Origin of the sequence: Micromonospora sp. WMMA1363, assembly GCF_030345795.1 — a bacterium.
Taxonomy (GTDB): domain Bacteria; phylum Actinomycetota; class Actinomycetes; order Mycobacteriales; family Micromonosporaceae; genus Micromonospora.
In genome coordinates this window covers 1,285,200-1,307,777 of the sequence record NZ_JAUALB010000001.1, presented here as the reverse complement: position 1 = coordinate 1,307,777, position 22,578 = coordinate 1,285,200, and the positions used below count along the sequence as shown (strand labels likewise).

Here is a 22,578-nt window from a genome sequence, read left to right as displayed (position 1 = left end):
GCACGCTGACGGCTACCGGGCCGCTGCGCGAGCCCATGGCGGCCCGCTGGTCCTGTCCGGGGCCGCCGGCCGACCGCGACGACCCCGGCGCATGATGGATGCATGGACGTGCAGCTGCTCGTGGTCGCCGACTGCCCCAACGAAGGACCCGCCGCCGAGGTGCTGCGCCGCGCGCTCGATGATGTGGGCCTGACGACGGTGGAGTTCACCACGCGGATCATCGAAGATCAGGACGAGGCCGAGCAGATCGGCTTCACCGGCTCGCCCAGCGTGTTCATCGACGGGCGGGACCCGTTCACCGAGCCGGATCAGCGTCCGGCGCTGGCGTGCCGGCTGTACCGCGACGACACCGCGAGCTCTGGGGTGCCGCCACCGGAGGGGCTGCGCCAGGCGCTCAGGCAGGCTGCTGACCGACACCCGCCCAGGCGGCCTGAGAACCAGCCAGCCGGACGTGCCGCCGCCGCTACGGAGATACCGCCGGGCCGATGAACGCCCGGGCTGACCAGCCAGATGTTCTGGGCACCGTGGGCCGGCACCGTGCGGGTGGGTGTCGGCGGGGGATCGGGGTATGTACCTGCTCTGGTGCGCCCGCGTTTCCAACTGCCGGTCGTGGCTGCCGGCGTGGCGGTGACGGCCACGATGGTCGCCGTCTACGTCGCGGCCCGGCCGGAGCCCGCGACAGTTGATGTCCCGCCTGAGGTGGCGCTGGGCTACTGGCACATTCTGTCGGTGTCCCACGCAGTCGGTGCATCTGCTGGCCGTCGGGCTGTGCTGAGGCCAGCCGTCGGTCACGCCGGGCGCTATGCGGATCAGTCTGATGGCGTTGTCGGTCGGCATGCTGCTGTCATGACTTTCATCCAGATCATCGACTACCGGACCAACCGTCCCGAGGAGGTGGACCAACTCCTGACCGATTGGATCAACGCAAGCGACGCTCTGCGTACCGCCAAGCGCACCCGGGTCTGCCGCGACCGCGACGACCCCACCCACTACATGGAGATGCTTGAGTTCGAATCCTACGCCGACGCGGCGGTGAACTCCGAGCTGGCCGTGAGCAACGCCACCCACGAAGCATTCGTGCCGCTGTGCACCGACGGACCCCGCTTCATCAATCTCGATGTCGTTCGTGACGAGCGGTTGTCGTCGTAGAGCTCCTGACGGCGCCGGTCACCTGCCTGGCCGGCGCGTTGTCGCCGAAGCGGCCCATCTGCTTCGTGCCAGACAGGACAGGCCCTAGCCCGCCGAGTTCAGGGCCGACGCGGTCGCGTTGTACAGGTCCCGGCCAAGGGCGACGATCGCGCAGATCGCTGAGGACCTCGGGGGCAATCGAGAGACCCCGGCTCTCGCCCGTGGCGGCACGTCGTCCTCGACCGGCGGAGAACCACTCCGGGTTGCCGGGGCGTCCTGCCGAGCAGCCGACGTGCCGCTCTTGGCTGGAGCACACGGGCTGGGCGCACCGAATGGTCGGCGCGTGTCCACGCGCGCACAAGATCATTCTTGCCGCCATTCTGTACCGGCGTCTCCTCACCCCCGGTCGGTGAGCATCCGTCGGCACCGACGTACGGCGGCGGCGGTTCGTGGGCCGCGTGAACTCGCCGGGCCTCGAGTGGCGACACATGGGTGGAGGAAGCGGTACGTGTGGAGGTGGTCTGGCGTGGAGCGAGCTGGTCGATTTGCCGATCATGCTGTTTGAGCAGCAGTTCGTCGTGGAGCAGGAGTCGGATGCCTGGTATGTGCGGGCATCGTTGGCGGACCACTCCCTGTTCACTGTTCTTTATGACCGGCATGCGGCGGCCCTGTACCGGTACGCCCATGGCCGGGTGGGTGCTGATGCGGCAGACGACGTGGTGTCCGACACGTTTCTGGCCGCCTTTCGGCGCCGTCACCGTTACGACGCGGACCGCCCGGATGCGCGGCCCTGGCTGTTCGGGATTCTGACCAAGGAGGTTTCGCGTCACCGACGGCGAGAGCAGGCGCGTTACCGGGCGATGGCGCGGTGCGGCGTGGCCGATGTCGTGCCGGATCCCGCGGAGCTGGCGGTGGCTGGCGCGGCGGCCCACGCGCTCCGGGCGCCGCTGGCCCAGGCCCTGGCCGACCTGTCCGCCAGAGATCGCGACGTCCTGCTGCTCATCGCGTGGGGTGAGCTCAGCTACGAGGAGACCGCCCAGGCGATCGGCATCCCCGTGGGGACAGTGCGGTCGCGGCTCAATCGCGCCCGACGCAAGGTCAGCAGCGCGTTCGGCGGCCACGATCCGACGCGGGCGGTAGAGGAGACGATGTGAACGACCAGCAGATGATCGACCAGGTCAGAACGTTGCTCGAACCAGTGCATCCGCCGCCGCACCTGCGGGGGAAGGTGATCCGTAAGGTGGCCGCATCGGTCGCATCGGCTGAGCCGACGCGGGTCCGGACGTGGAAGCTCGCCGTGGTGGCTGCTGCGGCCACCACCGGGGTCCTTGCTCTGCTCGTCGGCGCGGTGGTCAGCATCGGCGGAGAACCACCCGCCGCGAGCGCCCAAGCGGCGGAGATTCTCTACCGGGCTGCTGACGCCGCTCGGGCGGACCCGAATCCGATCCCGCGCTCCGACCAGTTCATCCTGACGACCACGAAGGGTTTCGCTCCCGTCGTCGGGCAGGACGAGCCTGCAGCGACGACCACCCGGTCGTGGATGTCGGTCGACGGCACCCGCGACGGCCTTATTTGGGTCAGCGACCCGCCGCCCGGCGGTCGGCAGTCCACGGTGATTCCCGGTTGCCGGAACGGACGGGCCGCGGAGTGGGCGCCGGACGGCACTCTCCTGGACTCCACCCGCCCATGTGCTCCAGCGCCGGCACACCTGGACGATCTGCCGACAGACGCCACCAGAATGGTGGACTACCTACAACGGATGAACGGCGGCGCACCGAGCGACGAACAGATGTTCGCCAACGTTGGAGTGCTGATCCGGCGTGGGTATCTGCCCGCGTCGACGCGAGCCGCTCTGTACGAGGCGGCAACGAGGATCCCCGGGGTCGTCGCGATTCCCACCATAACCGACGGTGCGGGCCGCTCCGGCACAGGAGTGTCCCTCGTCGGGAAGATCGACCGGTACGACCTCATCTTCGATCCGCAGACGTATCGGTTCCTCGGCTGGCAGGTCGTGTCGAAGGCCGAGAACGCTGTCCAGCCATCCCGACGTGAGGTGATCATCAACGTGGTCGTCGTTGACCGCGCGGGCCAGGTGCCGTAACGCCGCACCTCGGATCTTGACAGCCGGTATGAGGGGTGGGCACAGATGGCCACCCCTCATCCGTCCAGGACAGTCACGGCCAGTACTGGAACGGACTGATGCCGCCCCCGACCACCGAGCCGCTCTGGTTGAAGGTGTCGACGATGGTGTAGGCGTATCCGCTGCTTCCGGATCCGGTGTTGTGGGTGGCAACCGGATAGCGGCCAGTGTGGTCCGTCGCGACGGTGTACTTGTAGTGATGGCTGCCGTTGACACTGATGTACACGCGAGCGGTGCCGCGGTACGTCACGCCGCTCCAGTAGTTGACGTAGAAGTCGCCCTTGAGCTGGTTGTTGGTCCAACTGATGCAGACACCCACGCCCTGGGTGTTCCTGCAGCCGCCCCCGCTCGCCGACGGCGCCATCGCCTCCCGCAATTCGGCCGCGAGCTCGAGCGCGCCACTCGAAGGCGGCGGCGGGTTCTCCTCCACCCAGTAGGTGGCGTTGCTGCTGGCGGCCCCCATCGTCTCGTCCCTGGTGGACGCGGCAGCAGGAGCCGACAGCGCGGTCAGCGCGGTGGTCGACGCCAGGATCACGGCCATTGCCAGTTTGTGCAGCACAAGTTCTCCCATAGAAGTAGATCGCTTGCTCCGGCAACGCGAACTTACCCCACCGTCACCCAGAGCGCCGACCCATCTACTTCAGGTATCGGACGTGGTTCTCGAACTCGGCGGGCAAGTCCTCGTCAGCTCTGCCGAGAAAGAGCCGAGTTCGCGGCGGTGCCGGCGGGTTCATACGGTACAGCGTGATTCGTCCACCCGCCGCAGGGCATGCGACCCGACGGGTCAGGGACCGAGGCGGCCGTAGGCCGCCCGTCCCTCAGCCACGAGGGCAGCCTGACGTTCGCGCCAGCGCTTCTGCGCCTGCCTGTTGCAGATCCGGCATGCCCGGCGGAAGCGACCCGTCGCCGATTCGATTTCCCGGTCATGTCCGTTGCGGCATTGGGGGCGCTGGCGACGTTCTCGGCAGTTCTCCGCGTGGCTGAGCTGGCGAAGATGCGTCGGCTCGATACAGTCCGGAACCCCGCAGTCGTGGTGTATCTCGAGGGCGGGATCGTAGCCGCCCACGAAGATCACATAGGCCGCGACGTGCGCCCAGGCCCGGCCGGCGAGCTTCTGGTGCACGCCGCGCCGGTTGCCGTAGCCCCGCACGATCAGACATCCGTTGTCAAGACGTATGGAACGGCTCCGCAGGTAGGCTCGGAGGGTTTCCTCTGTGAAGTGTCGGGAAAGGCCGGTGATCTGAGAGAGCACGGCTTCACCGTAGGTCAGGCGCAAGACCCCCTCGACGGCGGTATTCAGGCGCGCGCGTCGCCGAGAGAATGCAGCCCGTGAGAATCATGTGCCGGCGGAAGCGACCAGAAGTGTCACGGCGTCCTGGTCGCACCAGCGATGTGCGCGGCATCGTAGAGATGGAGGTTCAAGGAACGGGCGACGTGCGTGACCGCGGCCTGGCCCCGGACGCTGTTGCCGCCGTGCGCCTCCCAGGCGAACGGTGCGACGTCACTGGCCGGGTCGCGCCAGTGCGGCTTGCGCCAGGCGTACACGATGAGTGGGACCGTGATGAGCAGGCGGCCAGTCCGATGAGCAGACCGAGGTACCCGGGCTGGGCTGCCGACGCCGATCTGACTTGGCGGTACGAGGCTGGAGGCGAGTGCGAGTGCCGAGGCGACGAAGCCGGCTCCGCCGATGACCCACCAGCCCGCCGGGTGCCCGGTACGGCCGCGGCCGATCAGGTTGGCTGTAGCGTAGGTGGATCGCCGAGGCGAACATGGCCAAATACATGACCAGGTAGAGGAGTCCGGCGAGTTGGCTGAGAATCTGGAAGGCCGTCTGCGTCGAGGGCATGAACACGAACACCACCGCCACGGCGGTCACGTGATTGTGCCTGGACCAGCAGAATGTGGGTGGGCATTCCGTATTTGTTGGTGGCCTGGAAGAAGGGCGGCAGGTAACCGGCCTTCGCCACAGCGAGCATGGCGGTCGACGGGCCGGCGACCCAGGTGACGATGGCGGTTAGGACGCCGATGGCCAGCGCGAGGGCCATGATCGGCGCGGCCCACGACAGACCAGCCAATCTCAGGATATCGGCAAAGGTGACCAGTGGGCCCTGGGTCAGGTCGATGTCTGATCGCGGCACGACAAAGGCGATCGCCAGCGTGCCCAGCACCAAGATGCTCGTTTTTCCCAACGCAGCGATCAGCACCGCGAGCGGATAGTTCCGGGCCGGGTTCTTCACATCCTGTACGTGGACCGCGTTCATCTCCATGCCGGCATAGAACAGGACGATGCTCGCGGCGAGCACCAGGTTGCTGAATCGACTCAGGTCCGGGACCACATCGCTCCACCGCAACGGGATCTGTGACGCCCGCCGGCGAGCAGGTATGCGAAGCCGAGGGCGACGAGGATGGCGGCCGGGATGATGGTGCCGACGATGCCGCCCCACTTCGCGATACGGGCGAACGCGGCCACCCCGCGGACGGCGATGGCGAGCCAGTACACCGCAAGCACGATCAACAGGATGTAGAGCCGGTCCTCGGACAGCCTCCGGTCGAGCGTCGCATGCGGACCGGTGCACGCCAGGGAGACCGCGCCGAACGTGAGGACAACAGGAAACCAGATCGTCACCTCGGCGATGAGCATGAATATGGCCAGGAATGCCCAGCGACACCCGAATTCCTCCCCGACCCACCGGAACACGCCAGGGCTATTGCATTGTCGTGTTGCTGCTGGTCACGGTCGGTTTTCCGGTAGTCACGGCGTCGATGAGCTCGTGTGGGCGGTGACTGGCCCGGCGAGTTGCTTCGGCGATGTTGGTGGCGCCGTCGGTGTGGTGGTATCCGATTGCGGTGTTACGGAGGGTGGCGAACACGGCAGGACCGTTGTGGGTCCTGGCCTGGTGGGCGTCTTCACGTAGCGTGACGTCTCGGACGTGATGTGTAGGGTCGGCCGCATGGCGAGGTGCCTGTTGGGCAGGTCCTTTTCCATGCGGCCTCCCTCCGAACCGGACATGATAGTTTCCTGATCATCCGGCTCTCCAGTGACTGCTGCGTGAGCGTTCAGGCCGACTGCCAGCCCTGGATGCGGTCGTAGCATGAGCCGCAGACCACGAGGGACTTGCGGCGTCGTCGTGCCATGAGCTGCATCCAGTCGGGCTGTGCGTCTCCGGTTCTGGCGAGGTCAGCGAGTTTTCGGACGTGGTGAACCTGAATGTTGTCCGTCTGCTTGCAGATCTCGCACGTGTTCGCCAGGAGCCTGCTGATCAGCTCCTTGTGCGGGTAACTCACCTGGAGCGGCCGACGGTCGGAGATGACCGCCGTTTTCTGTCGCTTGAGTGGAATGCCCCCGAACCGTGCTACCAGTGGTTGCCTGCCGTCGCGTTCGATGCGTGCCTCGAAGCAGGTGCGCAACCCGTGCGGTGTTTCGATCTTGGCTTTGTGTCGGGCCGCCATCTTCGACACCGTCGAGTGGTGCTTGCCTGCGAGGGTCTTGAGCATGGAGGTCTTCATGACCCATTCGAGGCGGTGCAGCCGGTGAACGTCACCGGCCAGCAGGTAGTACTGGACGATGCCCCGATACTCGGCCCCGAACGTGGCGATGATTGGGTGATCATCGTTGTGGATCAGGGCACCCCGGTGGGCGGGTTTGCCGCTTGCGAGGTAACGGGAGCACTTGGCCTTGATCACGTCCTTGGGCACGCGCAGCCCGATCGCCGCGTTCGCCGAACGGCGGCCACGGACGATCCTGCGGCTGTCGTGCTGGATGGTGATGTCGTAGCCGAGGAACCGCGCCGCGCTGGAGCGGGCGTGGGTGATCAGCGTCTTCTCGTGCGACAGTTCCAGCTTGAGTTCGTCTCGCAGGAACGCCGCGAGTCGCTGCTTGATCTCCTCAGCTTCGGCCTTCGGTCCGGTGAACCCGAGTAGGTGATCATCTGCGTAGCGGCAGTAGCGCAGCCTCCGGTACTCCGGATCGTCAGGATCGGAACTGGGCAGGGTGCGCATCCGTTTGAGCAGCGTCCGGGCCTCGGCTCGGTCGCCGCGTCGACGGGCCGTCGCCAGCAGGTTGGCCACCTCAAGGTAGGCCGGGTTACGTGCCCGGCGTCCCCCTCGGGTGTACTCGGGAATCAGAACCTTCTCGACGAAGACGTCCAGCTTGTGCAGGTAGAGGTTGGACAGGATCGGGCTGGCGACCCCACCCTGCGGCGCGCCGGACAGCGTGGCGCCCCATCTCCAGTCCTCCAGGTATCCGGCGGTGAGCATGTTGCGCACCAGCCGCAGGAACCGGTTGTCGTGGATCTTCTCCGCCAGGATCGAGATCAAGATCTCGTGATCGAGACTCCCGAAACAGTCGGCGATGTCTCCCTCGATGAACCAGGCCGTTCCGGTCCAGGTGTTGGCCACCTCCCGCAACGCGGTATGGCAGCCCCGGCCGGGACGAAATCCGTGGGACCGGTCGGAGAACTGGGGCTCGTAGTAGGCCTCCAACAGCAGGCGCACCACTTCGCCGACCAGCTTGTCTGACCAGGTAGGCAGGCCGAGGGGCCTGAGCTTGCCGCCCTTCTTCGAGATCATGACCCTGCGCACCGGACGGAACCGGTAACGCTCGTGGCGCATCGCCTCGATGATGCGGCCGATCTTGCCCAGCGACATGCCGTCCACGGTCTCCTGGGTGACCCCGGGCGTCATCGCACCCTTGTTGGCGTAGATGCGTCCGTAGGCCAGCAGATACAACTGCGGGTTGAACATCTGTCGATACAGTTCTTCCAGCGGCAGGCCACGCCTGCCGCGCTCACGCAGGACACCCAGCACCGTTTCGGCGCTCTGCATTACGCATACCTCCCAGTTCTGTGGTGTCCGATCACCTGGCCCCCTTCGCCCGTGCGGACGGCTTTCCCGTCCTCCCTGGCCGGTCGTGACTCCGGCGACTACTACGGGGCCTCCGTCGCCATAGGGCTCGCGCCCGTTAGGCGATCCCACGTTCGTCCTCGTCGTACGTGACAGCGTGACGTAGGCGTCCCACTCATCTCCTTAAATGCCCTCGTTGGGCATCGCCCAGCGCCCGGAGGTTGCACCAGCCCCGTAGATACATGCCGGTGCAGAGCGCGGCGTCGGCTTCGAGCGTGGTGCCGACGGAGTCGAAATCTGCCTCGCTGGAGATTGGGCTTCAGGCAATTCAGCTTTCGCCATATCACGCGGGTCTCCCACCGCACCGCTCCTCACGCTTGGACACGGCCGATGGTTTGCTGGCATGCTCTGATCCCCTTCGCCTTTCGGCATCCGGGTAAGCCATCAGACCCAGAGATGTCCCTCCAATCTCTCCCGGCTGAGCCGGGAATACAGACGAGGCGTTGCGTGGCGCACAGGCGGTTCTCGATATGCCATTCAGAGCGCGCCCAGGTGCCGAGGTCGGCGGGTTGGGCCTGGTCGGCGGGCAGCGAGATAGTCAGGTACTCCGTTTCGCGAGTGGTCTTGCCCTTGATCGTGCGGGTCCGGGTGATCCGGACGGCCTGTTCGGCGTTGGGAAAGCCCAGCCCGCCGGGGGTCTTGACGGTGAGTGCCTTGACGGTGCGGGTCTCTTTGCGGCCGTGACCGGTCTCGCGGGTCTGTGCCCCGACCGGGACCTGCGCCCAGGGCAGGGCCTTGAGCTGGGCGAACAGCTTGGGTTGGTTGGCCTTGATCGGGACCATCAGATGAGCGTCGGCGGAGGCGAGCAGATCGGCGTGCCCGGTCTGGGCGTGCAGCGCGTCGGCGACGACCAGGACGTCCTTCAGGGATCCCAGCACGGCCGCAACCAGGCGTAGTAGTGGGGTGAACGCCGGGATTTCGTTCGACTTCGCCGTGATCTGAACCTGGGCGAGCACGATCCCGGTGCTGGTGTCGTAGGCCGAGAGCAGATGCACCTGCCGCCCGTCGGCGAGGCGGGCACCCCGGGCGACCTTCCCGTCGATGGCGATGACGAGTCGCCCCCGGCGCCCGCCGATCACGACCGGCCCGGCCCGCTCCCGCAACCAACACGCGAGGACCTGCGACAACACCTCGGCGTCGAGCCGGATCAGCAGCCGCCACACCGTCGTCGCGGCCGGTACCCGGCCGTCGAACCCGAGCCGGGTCCACACCGACTCGTCCTGGAAGCGCATCCAGTCCGCGACCGCGGCGAACGTGCACGCCCCGGCGAGTACCGCGCACACCGCCGCCGCCAGGACACTGACCAGCGGATACCGCCGGCCCCGCGGATCGCGCGGGTCGTTGATGACCGCCAACGCCACGAACAAGCTGCGGCGGTCACTGTCACGGTCGCTACCGGTGACCACAACCGGTGACGGCAGGCTGGGGGGTCGGTGCGGCAGCACGATCTCGGTCAGTGATGATGACATCAGCGGGTACGGTCCTGTTCTCGATCACGGTTGTCTTCGCAAACACCATGATCACCAACGGGCCGTACCCGTCCCACATGGACCCCGGACCTCGCCGAACCCCCTGCGAAACCCCAGTTCAACCGCCCTTTGATCGACTACGCAACAGCCCTGCGGAACACGCACGACGGATGTGGCCGGAGTTGACGCCGCCCATGCGGTGAGCTATCACAGTAGGAGGTTGAGTCGAGGTGACTCAACCTCCTACTACGGCCAGTGGAGACCGAGGAGGCATGACCATGCTGATGCGCACTGATCCGTTCCGGGAGATCGACCGGCTTGCCGAGCAGTTCTTCGGCACCGCGACCCGACCGGCGATGATGCACCTGGACGCCTACCGCGACGGGGAGTACTTCTACGCGGCGTTCGACCTGCCGGGCGTGGATTCGGACAGCATCGAGTGCACGGTGGAGCGCAACGTGCTCACCGTGCGCGCCGAGCGTCGCCGCCCCAGCGGCGACGCGGTCGAACTCGTCGCCGCCGAGCGGCCGATGGGCACCTTCACCCGGCAGCTCCTTCTCGGCGACACGCTCGACACCGACAAGCTGGAGGCGGGCTACGACAACGGCGTGCTCACGCTGCGCATTCCCGTCGCGGAGCGGGCCAAGCCGCGTCGGGTGACCGTCACCGCGGGCGGCAGCGGCCACCGGCAGATCAACGCCTGAGACCCAGGGGCAGCCCGCCCGGCGGGCCGGCAGCGGCCGGCCCGCCGGGCGCGCCTGCGCCCGTTCTTCGCCGAATACTGAGAGCCTTTCTCGCATGCGCCTCCCCGACGCGCCCACGCGACACCGGCCGGCCCTACCCGCCGGACCGGCTGCCGAGTTCACCGAGGCGTGGCTGCGTAACCGGCGGTTGAGCGAGCACACCCGCGGCGCCTACCAGCGGGACGTGGCCGACTGGCTCGCCTGGTGCGCCGGCCACGAGCTGGATCCGTTGCGCACCACCTTCCTGCACGTCAACGAGTTCGCCCGAACGTTGGAAGCCACTCTCGCCGCGCGCACCGGCAAGCCGCTCACCCCGGCCACCGTCGGCCGTAAGCTCTCCGCGGTATCCAGCTGGTACGACTTCCTCGTCAAGCTGGGCGCGGTCGACGCGAACCCGGTCGCCGGCGCGGACCGCCCCCGCATCGACCGCGACCACTCCAACACGGTCGGGCTCACCCCCGCGGAGGTCGACGCGCTGCTCGCCGCCGCCGAGGCCGCCACCGGCCCGACCGCCGCCCGTAACCTGGCTGTGATCGCCCTGCTCGCCGACCTCGGGCTACGGGTGGGAGAACTCATCTCGCTCGACGTCACCGACCTGGGGGCCGAACGCGGCCACCGCAGCATCCGGTTCGTCGGAAAGGGCGGCAAGGCCCGCCGGCGCGCGCTGACCCCCGGAACCGCCTACACGCTGGACGCATACCTGTCGCAGCGGGCCGCCTCCCGGGGCGGGCCGGTCCACCAGCTGACCGGCCCGCTGCTGGTCACCGCGACCGGCGCCCGCCTCGACCGGCACTCGGTGTTCCGCCTGGTGCGCCGCCTGGCCCGGGAGGCCGGCATCGCGGCCTGGGCGCGGTTGTCACCGCACTCGCTGCGGCACTCCTTCGCCACCACCGCCCGCGCCGAGGGGGTGCCGCTGGAGGACGTGCAGGACGCGATGGGACACGCCGACCCACGCACCACCCGTCGCTACGACCGGGACCGGTACAACCTGGACCGGGACCCGGCCTACGCGATCTGGGCGGCCCGCTCGCGTCGCCGCGGCTGACCGTGTACACCCAGACCGCACGGTACGCCGACGTCGCACGGACCAAGATCTGCTGCCGCGACGCCTCGGCCGCCGCCATGTCCACCCGTTCGAGTCGGATGAGCTGGCGGGGCGTTTCCGGCTGGGACGGGGTGCCGGAGATGACGGATGCGGGTGGTGACGGCTGGCATGGGTGCCCGCCGGCGACCGGCGGGTAGACCACCAGCAGTGACTCCCGACGACCACGACGCTGCCGTACCGGCCGCCTGACGGTAGACAATCCGGCGCGGGTGACAGGCCAACTTCCCTGCGCGTGGGCCGGCCCGTTGCCTACGGTCGACAGGTGGGCGCTGAACAGCCGTGGAGCCGGCCGGTGCGGCCGCACCGGCCGCTGCGCGCCGGCCTGATGGTCGTGGGCGTCGGCGTCGGACTGTGCTTCGTCGGCGTCGCGGGTCTGGGAGCGTGGAACGTGCAGGTGGTGACCCAGGCCAGCGGCCCGGTACGGGAGACCGCCGACGAGTTCCTCCGGTCGGTCACCGCCGGAGACACCGACGGCGCGTACGAGCGGCTGTGTGCCGACACCCGCACCCGGTGGAGCCAACTCGGTTTCACCAGCTGGGTCCGCACCCCGCCGACGGTCGAGACCTACGAGATTCTCGACGTGTCGGTGGCCACCCGCGGCGGCCGCGCCCACGGCACGGTCACCGTCCGGCTGGTCCGCGGCAGCGGCATGACCGAGCAGCGGGAGCTGACCGTCGTGAAAGAGGCCGGTCGCTGGCGGGTGTGCGGCGACCCGTACTAGCTAGGCCGGCTGCTCGCGTTCGGCGGCGGATAGCTCTGCCAGGCGGCACCGATGTTCTCCGCCGCGGACAGGATCAGCCCGAACGACTGGAACCCGAACCCGACGGTCACCGACAAGGTGACCCTTGACCAGCATGGAAATCGGTTCCAACGGATCCCGCACGCCGGATCAGCCGATGCCCAGCTCCCCGGCGCGGTAGTGCCGGCGACACAGCACCTGGTAGCGGACCTCCGCCGACTCGGCGGTGTCGCCGATCACGACCTGGGCGCCTTCCCGGGCCACCCGGCCGTCGACGACGCGGGCGTTGAGCAGCCCTTCCCGGCCGAACCAGCACAGCACCTCAACCTGAATGCGGGCCACCGAGTCGGCGAGTTCGAACAGCCGCTGCGCGGCGGGAAACAGACCGGACCGGAAGTCGGTGGCCAGGCCGAACGCGTACACGTCGACGTCGTAGCTGTCGACCAGTTCGGCCATTTGTTCGACGTGCGCCACGCTGTAGAAGCTCGCCTCGTCGCAGATGAGGTAGTCGACGCGGACGTCCTCGGCCCAGGTGCCGCGCACCAGGGTGCGCAGATCCAGGTCCTCGGTGACCTCGATCGCCTCGTGAGCCAGCCCGATGCGGGTGGTGACCTGCGGGCCCAACGACCGGTCGATGCGGGTGGTGACCAGCCCACGACGTCCTTGCCGGGCGTGGTTGTAGTTCATCTGCAGGGCCATCGTGGACTTGCCGCAGTCCATCGGTCCCCAGTAGAACCGCAGCGCCGCCGCGTGCAGGGACCGTCCGTCGGCGGCGCGGCCGGTGGCTCGTTCGTCGGGGCCCGGTAGCGGGCGCACCAGACAGGTCGGGGTGGCGGCGTCGTCTGTCACGTTCGGGCAGCCTAGCCCATCGACCATGTTTCGCCCCCGGTGCGTGATGTGGCCCGGGACCGGCTCAGAGCACTCGCGGTGGGATGTTACCGGCGGCCACGATCGCCCGGCGCATCGGCACGGCCAGCAGCAGCAGGAACCCGATGACGAAGAAGATCAGCAGGGAGACCAGGCCCACCCGGTAGGAGCTGGTGAGCTGGAACACCAGACCGAACGCCAGCGGACCCAGCCAACTGGTGCCCTTGTCGCTGATCTCGTAGAAGCCGTAGTACTCGCCCTCCTTGCCCGCCGGGATGAGTTGGCTGAACAGTGACCGGCTCAACGCCTGGCTACCGCCGAGCACCAGACCGATGGCCGCGCCGAGGACCATGAACGGCAGCGGAGCCTCGGCGGGCAGCCGGAACGCGCCGAGGATCACGGCGGTCCACAGCAGCAGGCTCAGCAGGACGGTCTTCCACGCGCCGATCCGCCGGGCGAGCGCGCCGAGCAGTAGCGCACCGCCGAAGGCGAGGAACTGCACCAGCAGGATGGTGACGATCAGGGTGCTCTGGTCCAGCCGCAGTTCCTCGGTGCCGTACTGGCTGGCCAGGGTGATGACGGTCTGGATGCCGTCGTTGTAGACCAGGAAGGCCAACAGGAAGAACAGCGTCAGCGGGTACGCCTTGATCTGTCGCAGCGTGCGGCCGAGCTGGCGGAAACCGTCGGTGAGCACGTTGCCGCCCCCGGCGAGCGCCGCGGCGGTGGGGTGGTCCCGCAGCCACCGCAACGGCACCAGGGTGAACAGTGCCCACCACACCCCGGCCGACACGATCGACCAGCGAGCCAGGTCCAGGGTCCGTTGCGGGTCACCGTCCTCACTGAGCAGAGTGACCGCCACCAGGTTGAGTGCCAGCAGCAAACCACCGCCGAGGTAGCCCAACGCCCAGCCGCGGCTGGAGATGCCGTCGCGTTCGTCCGGGCCGCCGAGCTGCGGTAGAAACGAGTTGTAGACCACAATAGCGGCGCCGAAGGAGATGTTGGCGACGAGGAACAGCGCCCCGCCGAGCAGATAGCGATCACCGGTGACGAAAGCCATCGCGATGGTCGCGGCGGCGCCGGTGAAGGCCGCGCCGGCGAGTAGCCGCTTCTTGTGCGTCGATCGGTCGGCGATGGCGCCGACCACCGGCAGCACGAAGACGGTGAGCAGGACCGACAGCGAGATCAGGTACGGGTAGTACGATCCGGCGGCGACCTTGACGCCCAGCGGGTACACGTACCCGGCACAGCTGTCGGCGCCGAGTTCGCAGCCGGCGGCCAGCTCGGTGACGGTGGTGAGGAACGGGCCGAGGAAAACCGTGATGACGGTGGTCTGGAAAGCCGAGTTCGCCCAGTCGTAGACGTACCAGCCGGTGCGTTCCCGGCGGGTGCTCGACGGGGTGGGGACGTCATCCACGGTGGTGGCGGTGGTGGCCATCGCGGTCCTCGGCGGGTCAGGCGGCCCAGTGGCCGCGGCTGCGGTAGACGTCGCGCAGCACGCCGACGTGATCGGTCATGATGCCATCCACGCCGAGGTCCAGTAACTCGTGCATCTCGGCAGGTTCGTCAATCGTCCAGACATGCACCTGCAGGCCGATACGGTGACAGTGGGCGAGGAACCGCCGGTCGGCCACCGGGATCCGCCCGTAGCGCACCGGCACCTGCGCGGCGACCACCGAGGGGGGCAGCCGCAGTGGCCGGCCGGTCAGCGACGCCATCCGCAGCCGGGCGACGCCACGCATACCGAGGCTGGTGGCCACCCGTCCCTGCGTGAGGGCCCGCATCCGGGCCAGCCGGGCGTCGCTGAACGAGGCCAGCAGCACCCGCTCGCCGGCCCGGGCCCGGGTCACGGTCGCCACGGTCGGCTCGACCCCGCCGTCGGCCTTGACGTCGACGTTGAACCGGATCTGCGGCCACGCGTCGAGTACCTCGTCCAGCCGGGGTACCACCGCCGCCCCGCCGACCCGGATCGTCGCCAGATCGGCCCAGTGCAGGTCGGCGATGCGGCCGGGTTCGCCGGTGACCCGGCGCAGCGTGGCGTCGTGGAAGATCACCGCCACCCCGTCGGCGGTGGCGTGCACGTCGGTCTCGACGTACCGGTAGCCGAGGTCGATGGCCCGGGTGAAGGCCGCGGCGGTGTTCTCGTCGCCGTCGGCGGCGCCGCCGCGGTGGGCGAACGCCAGTGGTGCGGGTGCGTCGAGGTAGGGGTGTGGCACGCGAGGCAGTATGCCGGGCGCGGGTGGCCCGCAAGTGACCGGTGGGCGGCCGATCCGCTCTACCGGAGATGGATGGTGGCGAGGCCGTCGCGCTCGGTGTCGGCATCCGCGGCGGGATGCCGCGTGGATGCCGGTCCGGACCGATCCGGCGTCGGCGCGCCGGTGCCGGTCAGCGCCGGCGGGGGTGGGAGCGGCTGGTGTCGACCGGCCGGCCGGGGTCGACGTGGCGGGGTCGGTCGGGCTCGTCCGGCCGCAGCGGCACCAGCGTGTCGGTGAGCGCGTCGATGATCCGGTCGGTGGCGCGGCGGGCGGCGCCGGGTGCCCCGTGGGTCAGGTCGGCGAGGTCGATGGGGGTGCCGAAGTGCACCCGCACCACCGGGCGTCGGCGCAGGGAGCGGGCGACGCCGCGGAGCAGCCCCTTGGGCGCCCGGTAGGGGAGTACCTCGTGGGAGCCCCACTGGGCGACCGGGACCACCGGAGAGTTGGAGGCCAGAGCGAGACGGGCGACGCCGGTCCTGCCTCGTTCGGGCCACAGTCCGGGGTCCAGGCCGATCCTTCCCTCGGGGTAGACGAGGATCACCGAACCGCCGGCCACGGCCGCCGCCGCGTCGTCGAGGGCCTTGTGTACGGCGCTGGTACCCCGGTCGACGCGGATGTGCCCGGCCCGCCGCATGGCGGCGCCGACGACAGGGGCGCGGAACAGCCCCCCGGTGGCCATGATCCTCGGGGCAACGCCAGCGGCCCGGCAGGCGGCGGCCAGCACGATCGGGTCGAACGGGCTGATGTGGTTGGCGGCCAGGACGAGAGGCCCACGCCGCAAATGCGCCGGCACCTGTCCGGTGACCTCCAGCCGGGCCAGGGGGGCGACGACGCAGCTGGCGAGCAGCTGCGCGGCCCGCCAGATCAGTGGTGGGCGCCAGGGCGAGCGTGCGGTGTTCATCAGCGCGTAATAGTCGCACGCCCGGCGGGGGCCGGGGCGGGGGAGACCCGGCCCCCCGACCCGGCGCCGGGTCGGGGGGCCGGGTGATCAGGGTCATTGGTCCCGGGTCGCTTCGGGACCCCCGCCCCTGCCGACTTCCTTACGACGAGCAGTAGTATGTACTACGTCTTGTAGTATCCACAGCTGGGGGTTTCACAGGTGGACGCGTTGGACGTCGCCCGCTGGCAGTTCGGTGTCACCACCGTCTACCATTTCCTCTTCGTACCGCTGACCATCGGCCTGTCCGTGCTGGTCGCCATCCTCCAGACGCGGTGGCACCGCACCGGCGACGAGAAGTACCTCAAGCTCACCAAGTTCTACGGCAAGCTCTTCCTGATCAACTTCGCCATGGGTGTGGTCACGGGCATCGTCCAGGAGTTCCAGTTCGGCATGAACTGGAGCGACTACTCCCGCTTCGTCGGCGACATCTTCGGCGCGCCGCTGGCCATCGAGGCCCTGGTGGCGTTCTTCCTCGAGTCGACCTTCATCGGCCTGTGGATCTTCGGCTGGGACCGACTGCCCAAGCGACTACACCTGGCCAGCATCTGGGCCGCCGCGATCGGCACCAACCTGTCGGCGTACTTCATCCTCGCCGCGAACTCCTTCATGCAGAACCCCGTCGGCTACCGGATCAATCCGGAGACCGGCCGCGCCGAACTGACCGACTTCGTCGCCGTACTCACCAACAAGGTCGCCCTGATCACCTTCCCGCACACCATCGCCGGCGCGTTCCTCGTCGCCGGTTCCCTGCTGGTGGCGGTCGCCCTGTGGCACCTGATCCGCAACCGCGACTCGGCCGACACGCCGGCCTACCGGTTCGCCGCGCGCTTCGGCGCCTGGGTCACCCTGATCTCCACCGCCGCCGTCGTGATCACCGGCGACATCCAGGGCAAGATCATGACCCAGGTTCAGCCGATGAAGATGGCCGCCGCCGAGGGCCTCTACACCACCGAGAGCCCCGCCTCGTTCTCCGTGCTCACCGTCGGCAGCCTCGACGGTACCCGGGAGCTGTTCGCTCTGAAGATCCCGTACCTGCTGTCGTACCTCGGCACCGGCGACCCCAACGGCACCGTCCAGGGCATCAACGACCTGCAGGCCCAATACACCGCCCAGTACGGCGCCGGCAGCTACACGCCGATCATCCCGGTCACCTACTGGAGCTTCCGCTTCATGATCGGCTTCGGACTGGCCGCCGCCGCCATCGCCCTGCTGGTGCTCTGGACCCACCGCAAGGGCCGCACCCCCACCAGCCGCTGGCTGCTGCGCGCCGGCCTGGTCATGCCGCTGCTACCGCTGCTAGCCAACTCCTTCGGCTGGATCTTCACCGAGATGGGCCGCCAGCCGTGGATCGTCTTCGGCGAGATGCTCACCCGCGACGGCGTATCCCGCAGCGTGTCGCTGACCGAGGTCCTCACCTCGTTCACCGCCTTCACCCTCATCTACGCCGCCCTCGCCGTCGTCGAGTTCAAACTACTCATCCGCTACGCAAAAGCCGGCGTACCCGCCATCACCCCGCATCCCGCAGACGACGACACCGACGACGCCGAGCGCCCGCTCGCGTTCGCCTACTGACCCCGGAGCCCCACGTGGAACTGACCACCGTCTGGTTTCTTCTCGTCGCCGTCCTGTTCACCGGCTACTTCATCCTCGAAGGCTTCGACTTCGGCGTCGGTATGCTGCTGCCCGTCCTCGGCCGCGACGACCGGGAACGCCGCGTCCTCATCAACACCATCGGCCCGGTCTGGGACGGCAACGAAGTGTGGCTGCTCACCGCGGGCGGCGCCATGTTCGCCGCCTTCCCCGAGTGGTACGCGACCCTGTTCTCCGGGTTCTACCTGCCGCTGCTGTTGATCCTGCTCGCCCTGATCGCCCGCGGCGTGGCGTTCGAGTATCGGCACAAGCGCCCCGAGGCATCCTGGAAGCGCCGCTGGGATCGGGCCATCTTCTTCGGCTCTCTGATCCCGGCCGTCCTGTGGGGCGTCGCCTTCGCCAACATCTTCCGGGGAGTGCCGCTCAGCGGTGACCACGAATACGTCGGCGGGTTCTTCAACCTACTCAACCCGTACGCCCTGCTCGGCGGCCTGACCACCCTCGGACTGTTCCTCACCCACGGTGCGGTGTTCCTCGCCCTCAAGACCACCGGCGACATCCGCGACCGAGCCGGCGCGCTCGCGGTCAAACTCGGTGTCGGCACCGCTGTTGTCGCGGTGGCCTTCCTGTCCTGGACCCTGACCATCCGTTCCAGCGCCGCCGCCGTCGTCCTCGCCGTCGGCGCCGCCCTCGCCCTGCTCGGTGGCCTCGCCGCCGCCCGGGCACGCCGGGAGGGCTGGGCGTTCACCGGCACCGCCGTGGCGATCGGCCTGGCCGTGGCGACCCTGTTCTCCGCACTGTTCCCGAACGTGCTGCCGTCGACCCTCGACGCCGCCGGCACGCTCACCGCCACCAACGCCGCCTCCACCCCCTACACCCTCAAAATCATGACCTGGGTGGCGGTCGTGTTCACCCCGATCGTGCTGGCCTACCAGGGCTGGACGTACTGGGTGTTCCGCAAGCGCATCGGCGTCGCGAACATCCCCCAGCACTGACCCCCGTGCCCGGCCCGAGGCGGCTCCACCCGCCTCGGGCCGGGCACGGAGGAGACCAACACCGATGCCGGGTCAGCCGGCCTCGCGTAGCTCCGCCAGCCGCGCCTCCACCTCCGCCAACTCCGCCCGCAACTTCTCCGCCTGCCGCTCCGCCTCCGCCCGCTCGGCCGCCAGGATCTGCTCCACCGCCTCGTGTACTCCCGGCACGTCCACCAGCGCCACCATCCGCAACGCCTCCGCCGGCCTCACCACGTACGGCTTCGCCAGCACCTTCGCGCCCTGCTGCGCCGCCACCGTCCACTCGCCCTCGACGTACGCGAGGGTGACCGTCAGCCCCGCCGGCACCTTGGGCTTCCCGGCCTTCACCGCCCGCCGCGCCGGCTTCGCCGCCTCCACCGCCGATCCCGGCTCCGCCCCGCCTGGCGCCGGCGGCGTGCCCAGCACGAACTCCGGCTCCGCCAGCTCCTCGGCCGGCTTCGGCTCCGGCGTCCTACGGCTCACCCCGCGCGGCGCGACCGCCACATCGGACGGGGGAAAGGGCAACTCATCGCGCCCGAACCGCACCACGACGAACTCCTCCGACACCTCAGGGTCGGTCAACGCCACCACCTGACCCACCTGCCCGGCGATCTGCCCCGCCGACGCCGTGAACACCACCTTCGGCTTACGCCCCGCAGCCAGCGCCTCCCGGATGCCCGCCACGTCCTCGGTGGACAAACCCTGCCCTGCCATCACGCCCTCTTCCGTACACCTGTTTGACTGCCGCCTTGATACCAGGCCGGTGGGACAGGCAGACGATCACCCCAGCGCCCGCGCCATGATCGTCCATGTCCGCCCCCGCCGAGGCAGCGGAACAGCGGCCCGACGCCAGGAGCTCCGGCAACCGCCGGCGTCACCAGCCCCATCGGCCCTTTCGTCGACCTCGACCCCACCGACCTACGCCACGTCGACGTCGTCGGCTACGTTCTGGTCGCCCAGCAGGCCGCCGCCACCTCGGCAGCCCCGGTCCAACTACGCCGCCGTCAAGGCCGCCACCGACACCCTCACTGTCGGCCTGGCCAAACCGGACCTCCTGGCCGACCTCGCGTCTACCCGGCCGTACGGCCGGGCACCAAGTGCAGATCGCCGCCCACGCCTCCCGGATCAACGAGAACGCCGGGATTGAGCACCCACGACGGATCGAGGGCGGCCTTCGAGGCGCGCAGCGCCAGCGCCACCGGGTCCGGACGCTGCCGGTCGTACCAGGGCCGATGGTCGCGCCCGACAGCATGGTGGTGAGTGATCGTGCCACCCGAGGCGAGCAGAGCCTCGGAAACGGCGTGCTTGATCTGGTCCCACTGGGCGAGCAATCCACCCCACCGGCCGGCGGCGTACACGCCGAAGTAGGGAGCCGGCCCGTCCGGGTACACGTGGGTCAGCCGGCAGGTGACCACGCCGGCCGCGCCCACCTCCCGCAACGCCACGCCCACCGCGTCGAGCACCCCGGCACGCAGCGCCGGATACCGGTCCCAGGTGCAGGCGGTCTCGAAGGTCTCCACGATCATCGACCGCGCCGCGAGCGCATCGCGCTGGTACGGCATCCGCAGAAACGACGACCGCCAGGCGTCCACGGCGCCGCGCCCCCGAGGCCCGGACGCGTCGTGGTCCCGGGGCGGATCGGGCACCGTCCCGCCATGGTCGCGGCACAGTTCCACGGCCCGCTCCAGCGCAGGCCCGACCGGATGGTCCGCGGACTCGAAGCCCAACACGAGCACCCCGCCGCCGGTGGCGGCGCCAGCGTTGAGCAGCGCCTCCGCCGGGTCGAGCAGCCGGCAGTTGCCCGGATGCAGCCCGGACTGGGCGATCGCCCGGGTCGCTGCCACCGCGGCGTCATGCTCGTCGAAGTGCACCGCCGTGTCCGCCCGCCAGCGCGGCCGATGCTGCACCCGAAGCCACGCCTCGGTAATCACACCGAGCGCACCCTCCGAGCCGAGGAACAACCGATCCGGCGACGGCCCGGCACCCGAGGCCGGCAACCGCCGGGACTCGCTGATGCCGGCCGGGGTGACCACCCGCAGCGCCTCCACCAGATCGTCGATGTGAGTGAGAACCGTCGCGTAGTGCCCACCCGCCCGCGTCGCCAACCAGCCGCCGAGCGTGGAGAACTCGAACGACTGCGGGAAGTGCCGCAGTGTGAGGTCGTACGGGCGGAGCTGATCCTCCAGCGCCGGACCGAACACGCCGGCCTGGACCCGAGCCGCCCGACTGGTCCGGTCGACCTCCAGCACCCGGTCGAGCCGGCCGAGGTCGAGACTGACCACGCCGGGGTAGCCGTCGCCCACCCGGGGCTCCACACCGCCGACGACCGACGAGCCGCCGCCGTAGGGGATGACCGCCACGCCGGCCCGCGCGCACCAATCCAGCACGTCGACGACATCCCGTTCGGATGCTGGGCGGGCGACCAGGTCCGGCGGGTACCGCACGTCGCCGTGCAGGTTCCGGACCACATCCCGGAACGCCTTGCCGTGCGCGTGCGCCGCCCGGTCGGCCTGCTCGGTCGAGCACAGGTGTGCCAGCGCCGCCGGCGGGCTGACCCGCGACTGCCGCAGCTCCAACTCGGCCACCGGCGGCGGTTCGTGCGGGGTCAGGTCGGCGTCGGGTAGCAGGACCCGTACCCGGTCGGCCAGCCTCGCGGCCTCCGCGCCGGTCACCGCGTCCTCGACGTATCCCCAGCCCCACCAGGAACGACGCTTCGCGGGCATTCGGCCTCCCCAATGTCGCCAAACTCGACTCGCCGTAACGTACTCGACGCCGGGTGTCCCCGCGCGCCGGCTCCGTGTCCCCGTTGCATGCGGTCACGGTCGAGGAGAGTTCGTGATCTTCATCACGATCGTCGAGTGACCGTGCCCCGATAGTGTCGGCGTCGTGAGCAGACCGCCAGCCCCGGTGACCGGCCGGCGGCGTCGCCCTTCTCGCCGCGGGCCTCCTCGTGGCCGCTGCGGCCGGCTGCCAAGCAACGGCGTGGCCACCGTCACTGGTCGCGGACCTACCGCGATGGGCGGAGTCCCATCGCACCGCACTCATTCTGGTAAATGAGTTCACGGTCATCGGGGCGGCGCTGCTCGTCCCCGGTGCGATCGGGCTGTGGCGAGGAATGGGCGCCGATCGGCGTCCGGGCGTCGCCACCGCGACAAGCCTGCTCGCTCTGTCGGCACCGGTCGCCATTGTCACCGGCGTGACACATGGACGGCTGGTCTACCCGGCCTACGACATTGACGTCGCCGGCGACCCACAGACCCTCGCTCTGGTAGTCACTACCTGGGCTGGTGGCGCCCACGCAGTGAGTCTGATACTCGCCGCGGCCGGTGCCACGCTCGGGCTCACCATGGTCCGCAGCACCGACAGTTCCCTCGTGGGCGCGATCGGGCTCGCCGCGGGAGTCACCCAGGCCCTGGCCTCCTTTCCCTGGCTCCTCGGGCCGGCGATAGTCACCGGATTTCAGGCGGTCCTCGCAGCCTGGTACGTGGCGCTGGGCGTTGGACTGATCAAGCATTCGAAGCGCCACCACCCTCCCGCCCACCAGCCGTCGGGACCATCCGGGACCGAGAGGATCGGATGATGATGGCGGTCGGGATTTGCGTACGGCCCGTCTCAGCGATGCAGGGTCGAGGGGTGCCCGCCGCCACCGCATGCTCCTGAGCCCGAATCCGTACGCTCACAGGTAGCCGG

At 69.2% G+C, this 22,578-nt stretch carries 22 protein-coding genes and 3 pseudogenes; 13 read left to right on the top strand and 12 right to left on the bottom strand.

The window, feature by feature from the left end; genetic code table 11:
* The first annotated feature begins 102 nt into the window (after window positions 1-102).
* From QTQ03_RS06030 to QTQ03_RS06015, 5 genes and pseudogenes are all read left to right on the top strand, one after another.
* On the top strand, window positions 103-489 hold the full coding sequence (locus QTQ03_RS06030) for a hypothetical protein (protein ID WP_289277109.1): 387 nt from the start codon (window positions 103-105) through the stop codon (window positions 487-489).
* 54 nt (window positions 490-543) lie between these two features.
* Window positions 544-847: pseudogene (locus tag QTQ03_RS30580) on the top strand (MAB_1171c family putative transporter); the annotation flags it as partial.
* Window positions 847-1,149, top strand: a complete 303-nt coding sequence (locus QTQ03_RS30230) for a C2 domain-containing protein (RefSeq protein ID WP_353890627.1) — start codon at window positions 847-849, stop codon at window positions 1,147-1,149. The pseudogene QTQ03_RS30580 and the gene QTQ03_RS30230, both read left to right, overlap by 1 nt.
* 533 nt (window positions 1,150-1,682) lie before the next feature.
* Window positions 1,683-2,282 (top strand): RNA polymerase sigma factor, encoded by a 600-nt coding sequence (locus tag QTQ03_RS06020; RefSeq protein WP_289277107.1) that lies wholly within the window; start codon window positions 1,683-1,685, stop codon window positions 2,280-2,282.
* Complete coding sequence (locus tag QTQ03_RS06015; protein ID WP_289277106.1) at window positions 2,279-3,229, top strand: CU044_5270 family protein; 951 nt, start codon at window positions 2,279-2,281, stop codon at window positions 3,227-3,229. Before QTQ03_RS06020 ends, QTQ03_RS06015 begins: the two co-directional genes overlap by 4 nt.
* Before the next feature lie 73 nt (window positions 3,230-3,302).
* Here QTQ03_RS06015 and QTQ03_RS06010 read toward each other — a convergent pair whose 3' ends face one another.
* The 6 genes and pseudogenes from QTQ03_RS06010 to QTQ03_RS05985 form a co-directional block, all read right to left on the bottom strand.
* The gene (locus QTQ03_RS06010; protein ID WP_289277105.1) at window positions 3,303-3,827 is read right to left on the bottom strand and encodes a hypothetical protein; all 525 of its coding nucleotides are present in this window, start codon (window positions 3,825-3,827) and stop codon (window positions 3,303-3,305) included.
* A 225-nt stretch (window positions 3,828-4,052) separates the two neighbouring features.
* Window positions 4,053-4,520: an HNH endonuclease gene (locus QTQ03_RS06005; protein ID WP_289277104.1), complete on the bottom strand. Its 468-nt coding sequence runs from the start codon at window positions 4,518-4,520 to the stop codon at window positions 4,053-4,055.
* Window positions 4,521-4,633: 113 nt separating this feature from the next.
* A pseudogene (locus QTQ03_RS06000) lies at window positions 4,634-5,972 on the bottom strand (amino acid permease); the annotation flags it as partial.
* A 1-nt stretch (window position 5,973) separates the two neighbouring features.
* Complete coding sequence (locus tag QTQ03_RS05995) at window positions 5,974-6,138, bottom strand: hypothetical protein (RefSeq protein ID WP_289277103.1); 165 nt, start codon at window positions 6,136-6,138, stop codon at window positions 5,974-5,976.
* A gap of 187 nt (window positions 6,139-6,325) precedes the next feature.
* Window positions 6,326-8,092 carry a reverse transcriptase/maturase family protein gene (locus tag QTQ03_RS05990; RefSeq protein WP_289277102.1) on the bottom strand — a complete coding sequence of 589 codons (1,767 nt, stop codon included), beginning with the start codon at window positions 8,090-8,092 and terminating at the stop codon, window positions 6,326-6,328.
* Between the two features lie 389 nt (window positions 8,093-8,481).
* Window positions 8,482-9,639 carry an ISAs1 family transposase gene (locus tag QTQ03_RS05985; RefSeq protein ID WP_289277101.1) on the bottom strand — a complete coding sequence of 386 codons (1,158 nt, stop codon included), beginning with the start codon at window positions 9,637-9,639 and terminating at the stop codon, window positions 8,482-8,484.
* 278 nt (window positions 9,640-9,917) lie between these two features.
* On the opposite strand from QTQ03_RS05985, the gene QTQ03_RS05980 reads away from it, so the two are divergent.
* The 4 genes from QTQ03_RS05980 (at window position 9,918) to QTQ03_RS05965 (ending at window position 12,208) form a co-directional block, all read left to right on the top strand.
* Entirely contained in the window at window positions 9,918-10,343 is a 426-nt protein-coding gene (locus QTQ03_RS05980; protein WP_289277100.1) for an Hsp20/alpha crystallin family protein, read from the top strand.
* Between the two features lie 94 nt (window positions 10,344-10,437).
* Complete coding sequence (locus QTQ03_RS05975; RefSeq protein WP_289277099.1) at window positions 10,438-11,427, top strand: tyrosine-type recombinase/integrase; 990 nt, start codon at window positions 10,438-10,440, stop codon at window positions 11,425-11,427.
* A gap of 2 nt (window positions 11,428-11,429) precedes the next feature.
* A complete protein-coding gene (locus QTQ03_RS05970) occupies window positions 11,430-11,624 on the top strand; it encodes a hypothetical protein (RefSeq protein WP_289277098.1) in 195 nt (64 codons plus the stop codon).
* Window positions 11,625-11,749: 125 nt separating this feature from the next.
* A complete protein-coding gene (locus tag QTQ03_RS05965; protein ID WP_289277097.1) occupies window positions 11,750-12,208 on the top strand; it encodes an Rv0361 family membrane protein in 459 nt (152 codons plus the stop codon).
* Between the two features lie 168 nt (window positions 12,209-12,376).
* On the opposite strand, the gene QTQ03_RS05960 is transcribed toward QTQ03_RS05965, so the two are convergent.
* From QTQ03_RS05960 to QTQ03_RS05945, 4 genes are all read right to left on the bottom strand, one after another.
* Entirely contained in the window at window positions 12,377-13,045 is a 669-nt protein-coding gene (locus QTQ03_RS05960) for a thymidine kinase (RefSeq protein ID WP_289280701.1), read from the bottom strand.
* 94 nt (window positions 13,046-13,139) lie between these two features.
* Window positions 13,140-14,528, bottom strand: coding sequence for an MFS transporter (locus QTQ03_RS05955; RefSeq protein WP_289277096.1), 1,389 nt, complete (start codon window positions 14,526-14,528; stop codon window positions 13,140-13,142).
* A gap of 16 nt (window positions 14,529-14,544) precedes the next feature.
* Entirely contained in the window at window positions 14,545-15,318 is a 774-nt protein-coding gene (locus QTQ03_RS05950) for a glycerophosphodiester phosphodiesterase family protein (RefSeq protein WP_289280700.1), read from the bottom strand.
* 157 nt (window positions 15,319-15,475) lie between these two features.
* The gene (locus tag QTQ03_RS05945) at window positions 15,476-16,246 is read right to left on the bottom strand and encodes a lysophospholipid acyltransferase family protein (protein ID WP_289277095.1); all 771 of its coding nucleotides are present in this window, start codon (window positions 16,244-16,246) and stop codon (window positions 15,476-15,478) included.
* Between the two features lie 198 nt (window positions 16,247-16,444).
* Between QTQ03_RS05945 and QTQ03_RS05940 the strand changes: the two genes are divergently transcribed.
* Both QTQ03_RS05940 and cydB read left to right on the top strand, forming a co-directional pair.
* Complete coding sequence (locus tag QTQ03_RS05940; protein WP_289277094.1) at window positions 16,445-17,857, top strand: cytochrome ubiquinol oxidase subunit I; 1,413 nt, start codon at window positions 16,445-16,447, stop codon at window positions 17,855-17,857.
* Between the two features lie 14 nt (window positions 17,858-17,871).
* Window positions 17,872-18,870: a cytochrome d ubiquinol oxidase subunit II gene (gene cydB / locus QTQ03_RS05935; protein ID WP_289277093.1), complete on the top strand. Its 999-nt coding sequence runs from the start codon at window positions 17,872-17,874 to the stop codon at window positions 18,868-18,870.
* Window positions 18,871-18,942: 72 nt separating this feature from the next.
* Here the strand turns inward: cydB and QTQ03_RS05930 are convergent, their stop codons facing one another.
* Window positions 18,943-19,602 (bottom strand): hypothetical protein, encoded by a 660-nt coding sequence (locus QTQ03_RS05930; RefSeq protein WP_289277092.1) that lies wholly within the window; start codon window positions 19,600-19,602, stop codon window positions 18,943-18,945.
* Window positions 19,603-19,728: 126 nt separating this feature from the next.
* Between QTQ03_RS05930 and QTQ03_RS05925 the strand changes: the two are divergent.
* Window positions 19,729-19,933 (top strand): annotated as a pseudogene (locus tag QTQ03_RS05925) (oxidoreductase); the annotation flags it as partial.
* A gap of 25 nt (window positions 19,934-19,958) precedes the next feature.
* On the opposite strand, the gene QTQ03_RS05920 reads toward QTQ03_RS05925, so the two are convergent.
* On the bottom strand, window positions 19,959-21,611 hold the full coding sequence (locus QTQ03_RS05920) for an FAD-binding oxidoreductase (protein ID WP_289277091.1): 1,653 nt from the start codon (window positions 21,609-21,611) through the stop codon (window positions 19,959-19,961).
* Between the two features lie 227 nt (window positions 21,612-21,838).
* Between QTQ03_RS05920 and QTQ03_RS05915 the strand changes: the two genes are divergently transcribed.
* Window positions 21,839-22,468: a hypothetical protein gene (locus tag QTQ03_RS05915; protein ID WP_289277090.1), complete on the top strand. Its 630-nt coding sequence runs from the start codon at window positions 21,839-21,841 to the stop codon at window positions 22,466-22,468.
* The last annotated feature ends 110 nt before the right edge of the window (window positions 22,469-22,578 follow it).

What these genes read in the sequence shown, in the direction of transcription:
- QTQ03_RS05975 (WP_289277099.1), top strand. Translation starts at nt 10,438, where the DNA reads ATGCGCCTCCCCGACGCGCCCACGCGACACCGGCCGGCCCTACCCGCC.
- QTQ03_RS05955 (WP_289277096.1), bottom strand. Translation starts at nt 14,528, where the DNA reads ATGGCCACCACCGCCACCACCGTGGATGACGTCCCCACCCCGTCGAGC.
- QTQ03_RS06020 (WP_289277107.1), top strand. Translation starts at nt 1,683, where the DNA reads ATGCTGTTTGAGCAGCAGTTCGTCGTGGAGCAGGAGTCGGATGCCTGG.
- QTQ03_RS05985 (WP_289277101.1), bottom strand. Translation starts at nt 9,639, where the DNA reads ATGTCATCATCACTGACCGAGATCGTGCTGCCGCACCGACCCCCCAGC.
- QTQ03_RS05920 (WP_289277091.1), bottom strand. Translation starts at nt 21,611, where the DNA reads ATGCCCGCGAAGCGTCGTTCCTGGTGGGGCTGGGGATACGTCGAGGAC.
- QTQ03_RS05990 (WP_289277102.1), bottom strand. Translation starts at nt 8,092, where the DNA reads ATGCAGAGCGCCGAAACGGTGCTGGGTGTCCTGCGTGAGCGCGGCAGG.
- QTQ03_RS30230 (WP_353890627.1), top strand. Translation starts at nt 847, where the DNA reads ATGACTTTCATCCAGATCATCGACTACCGGACCAACCGTCCCGAGGAG.
- QTQ03_RS06030 (WP_289277109.1), top strand. Translation starts at nt 103, where the DNA reads ATGGACGTGCAGCTGCTCGTGGTCGCCGACTGCCCCAACGAAGGACCC.
- QTQ03_RS05945 (WP_289277095.1), bottom strand. Translation starts at nt 16,246, where the DNA reads ATGAACACCGCACGCTCGCCCTGGCGCCCACCACTGATCTGGCGGGCC.
- QTQ03_RS05980 (WP_289277100.1), top strand. Translation starts at nt 9,918, where the DNA reads ATGCTGATGCGCACTGATCCGTTCCGGGAGATCGACCGGCTTGCCGAG.
- QTQ03_RS05930 (WP_289277092.1), bottom strand. Translation starts at nt 19,602, where the DNA reads ATGGCAGGGCAGGGTTTGTCCACCGAGGACGTGGCGGGCATCCGGGAG.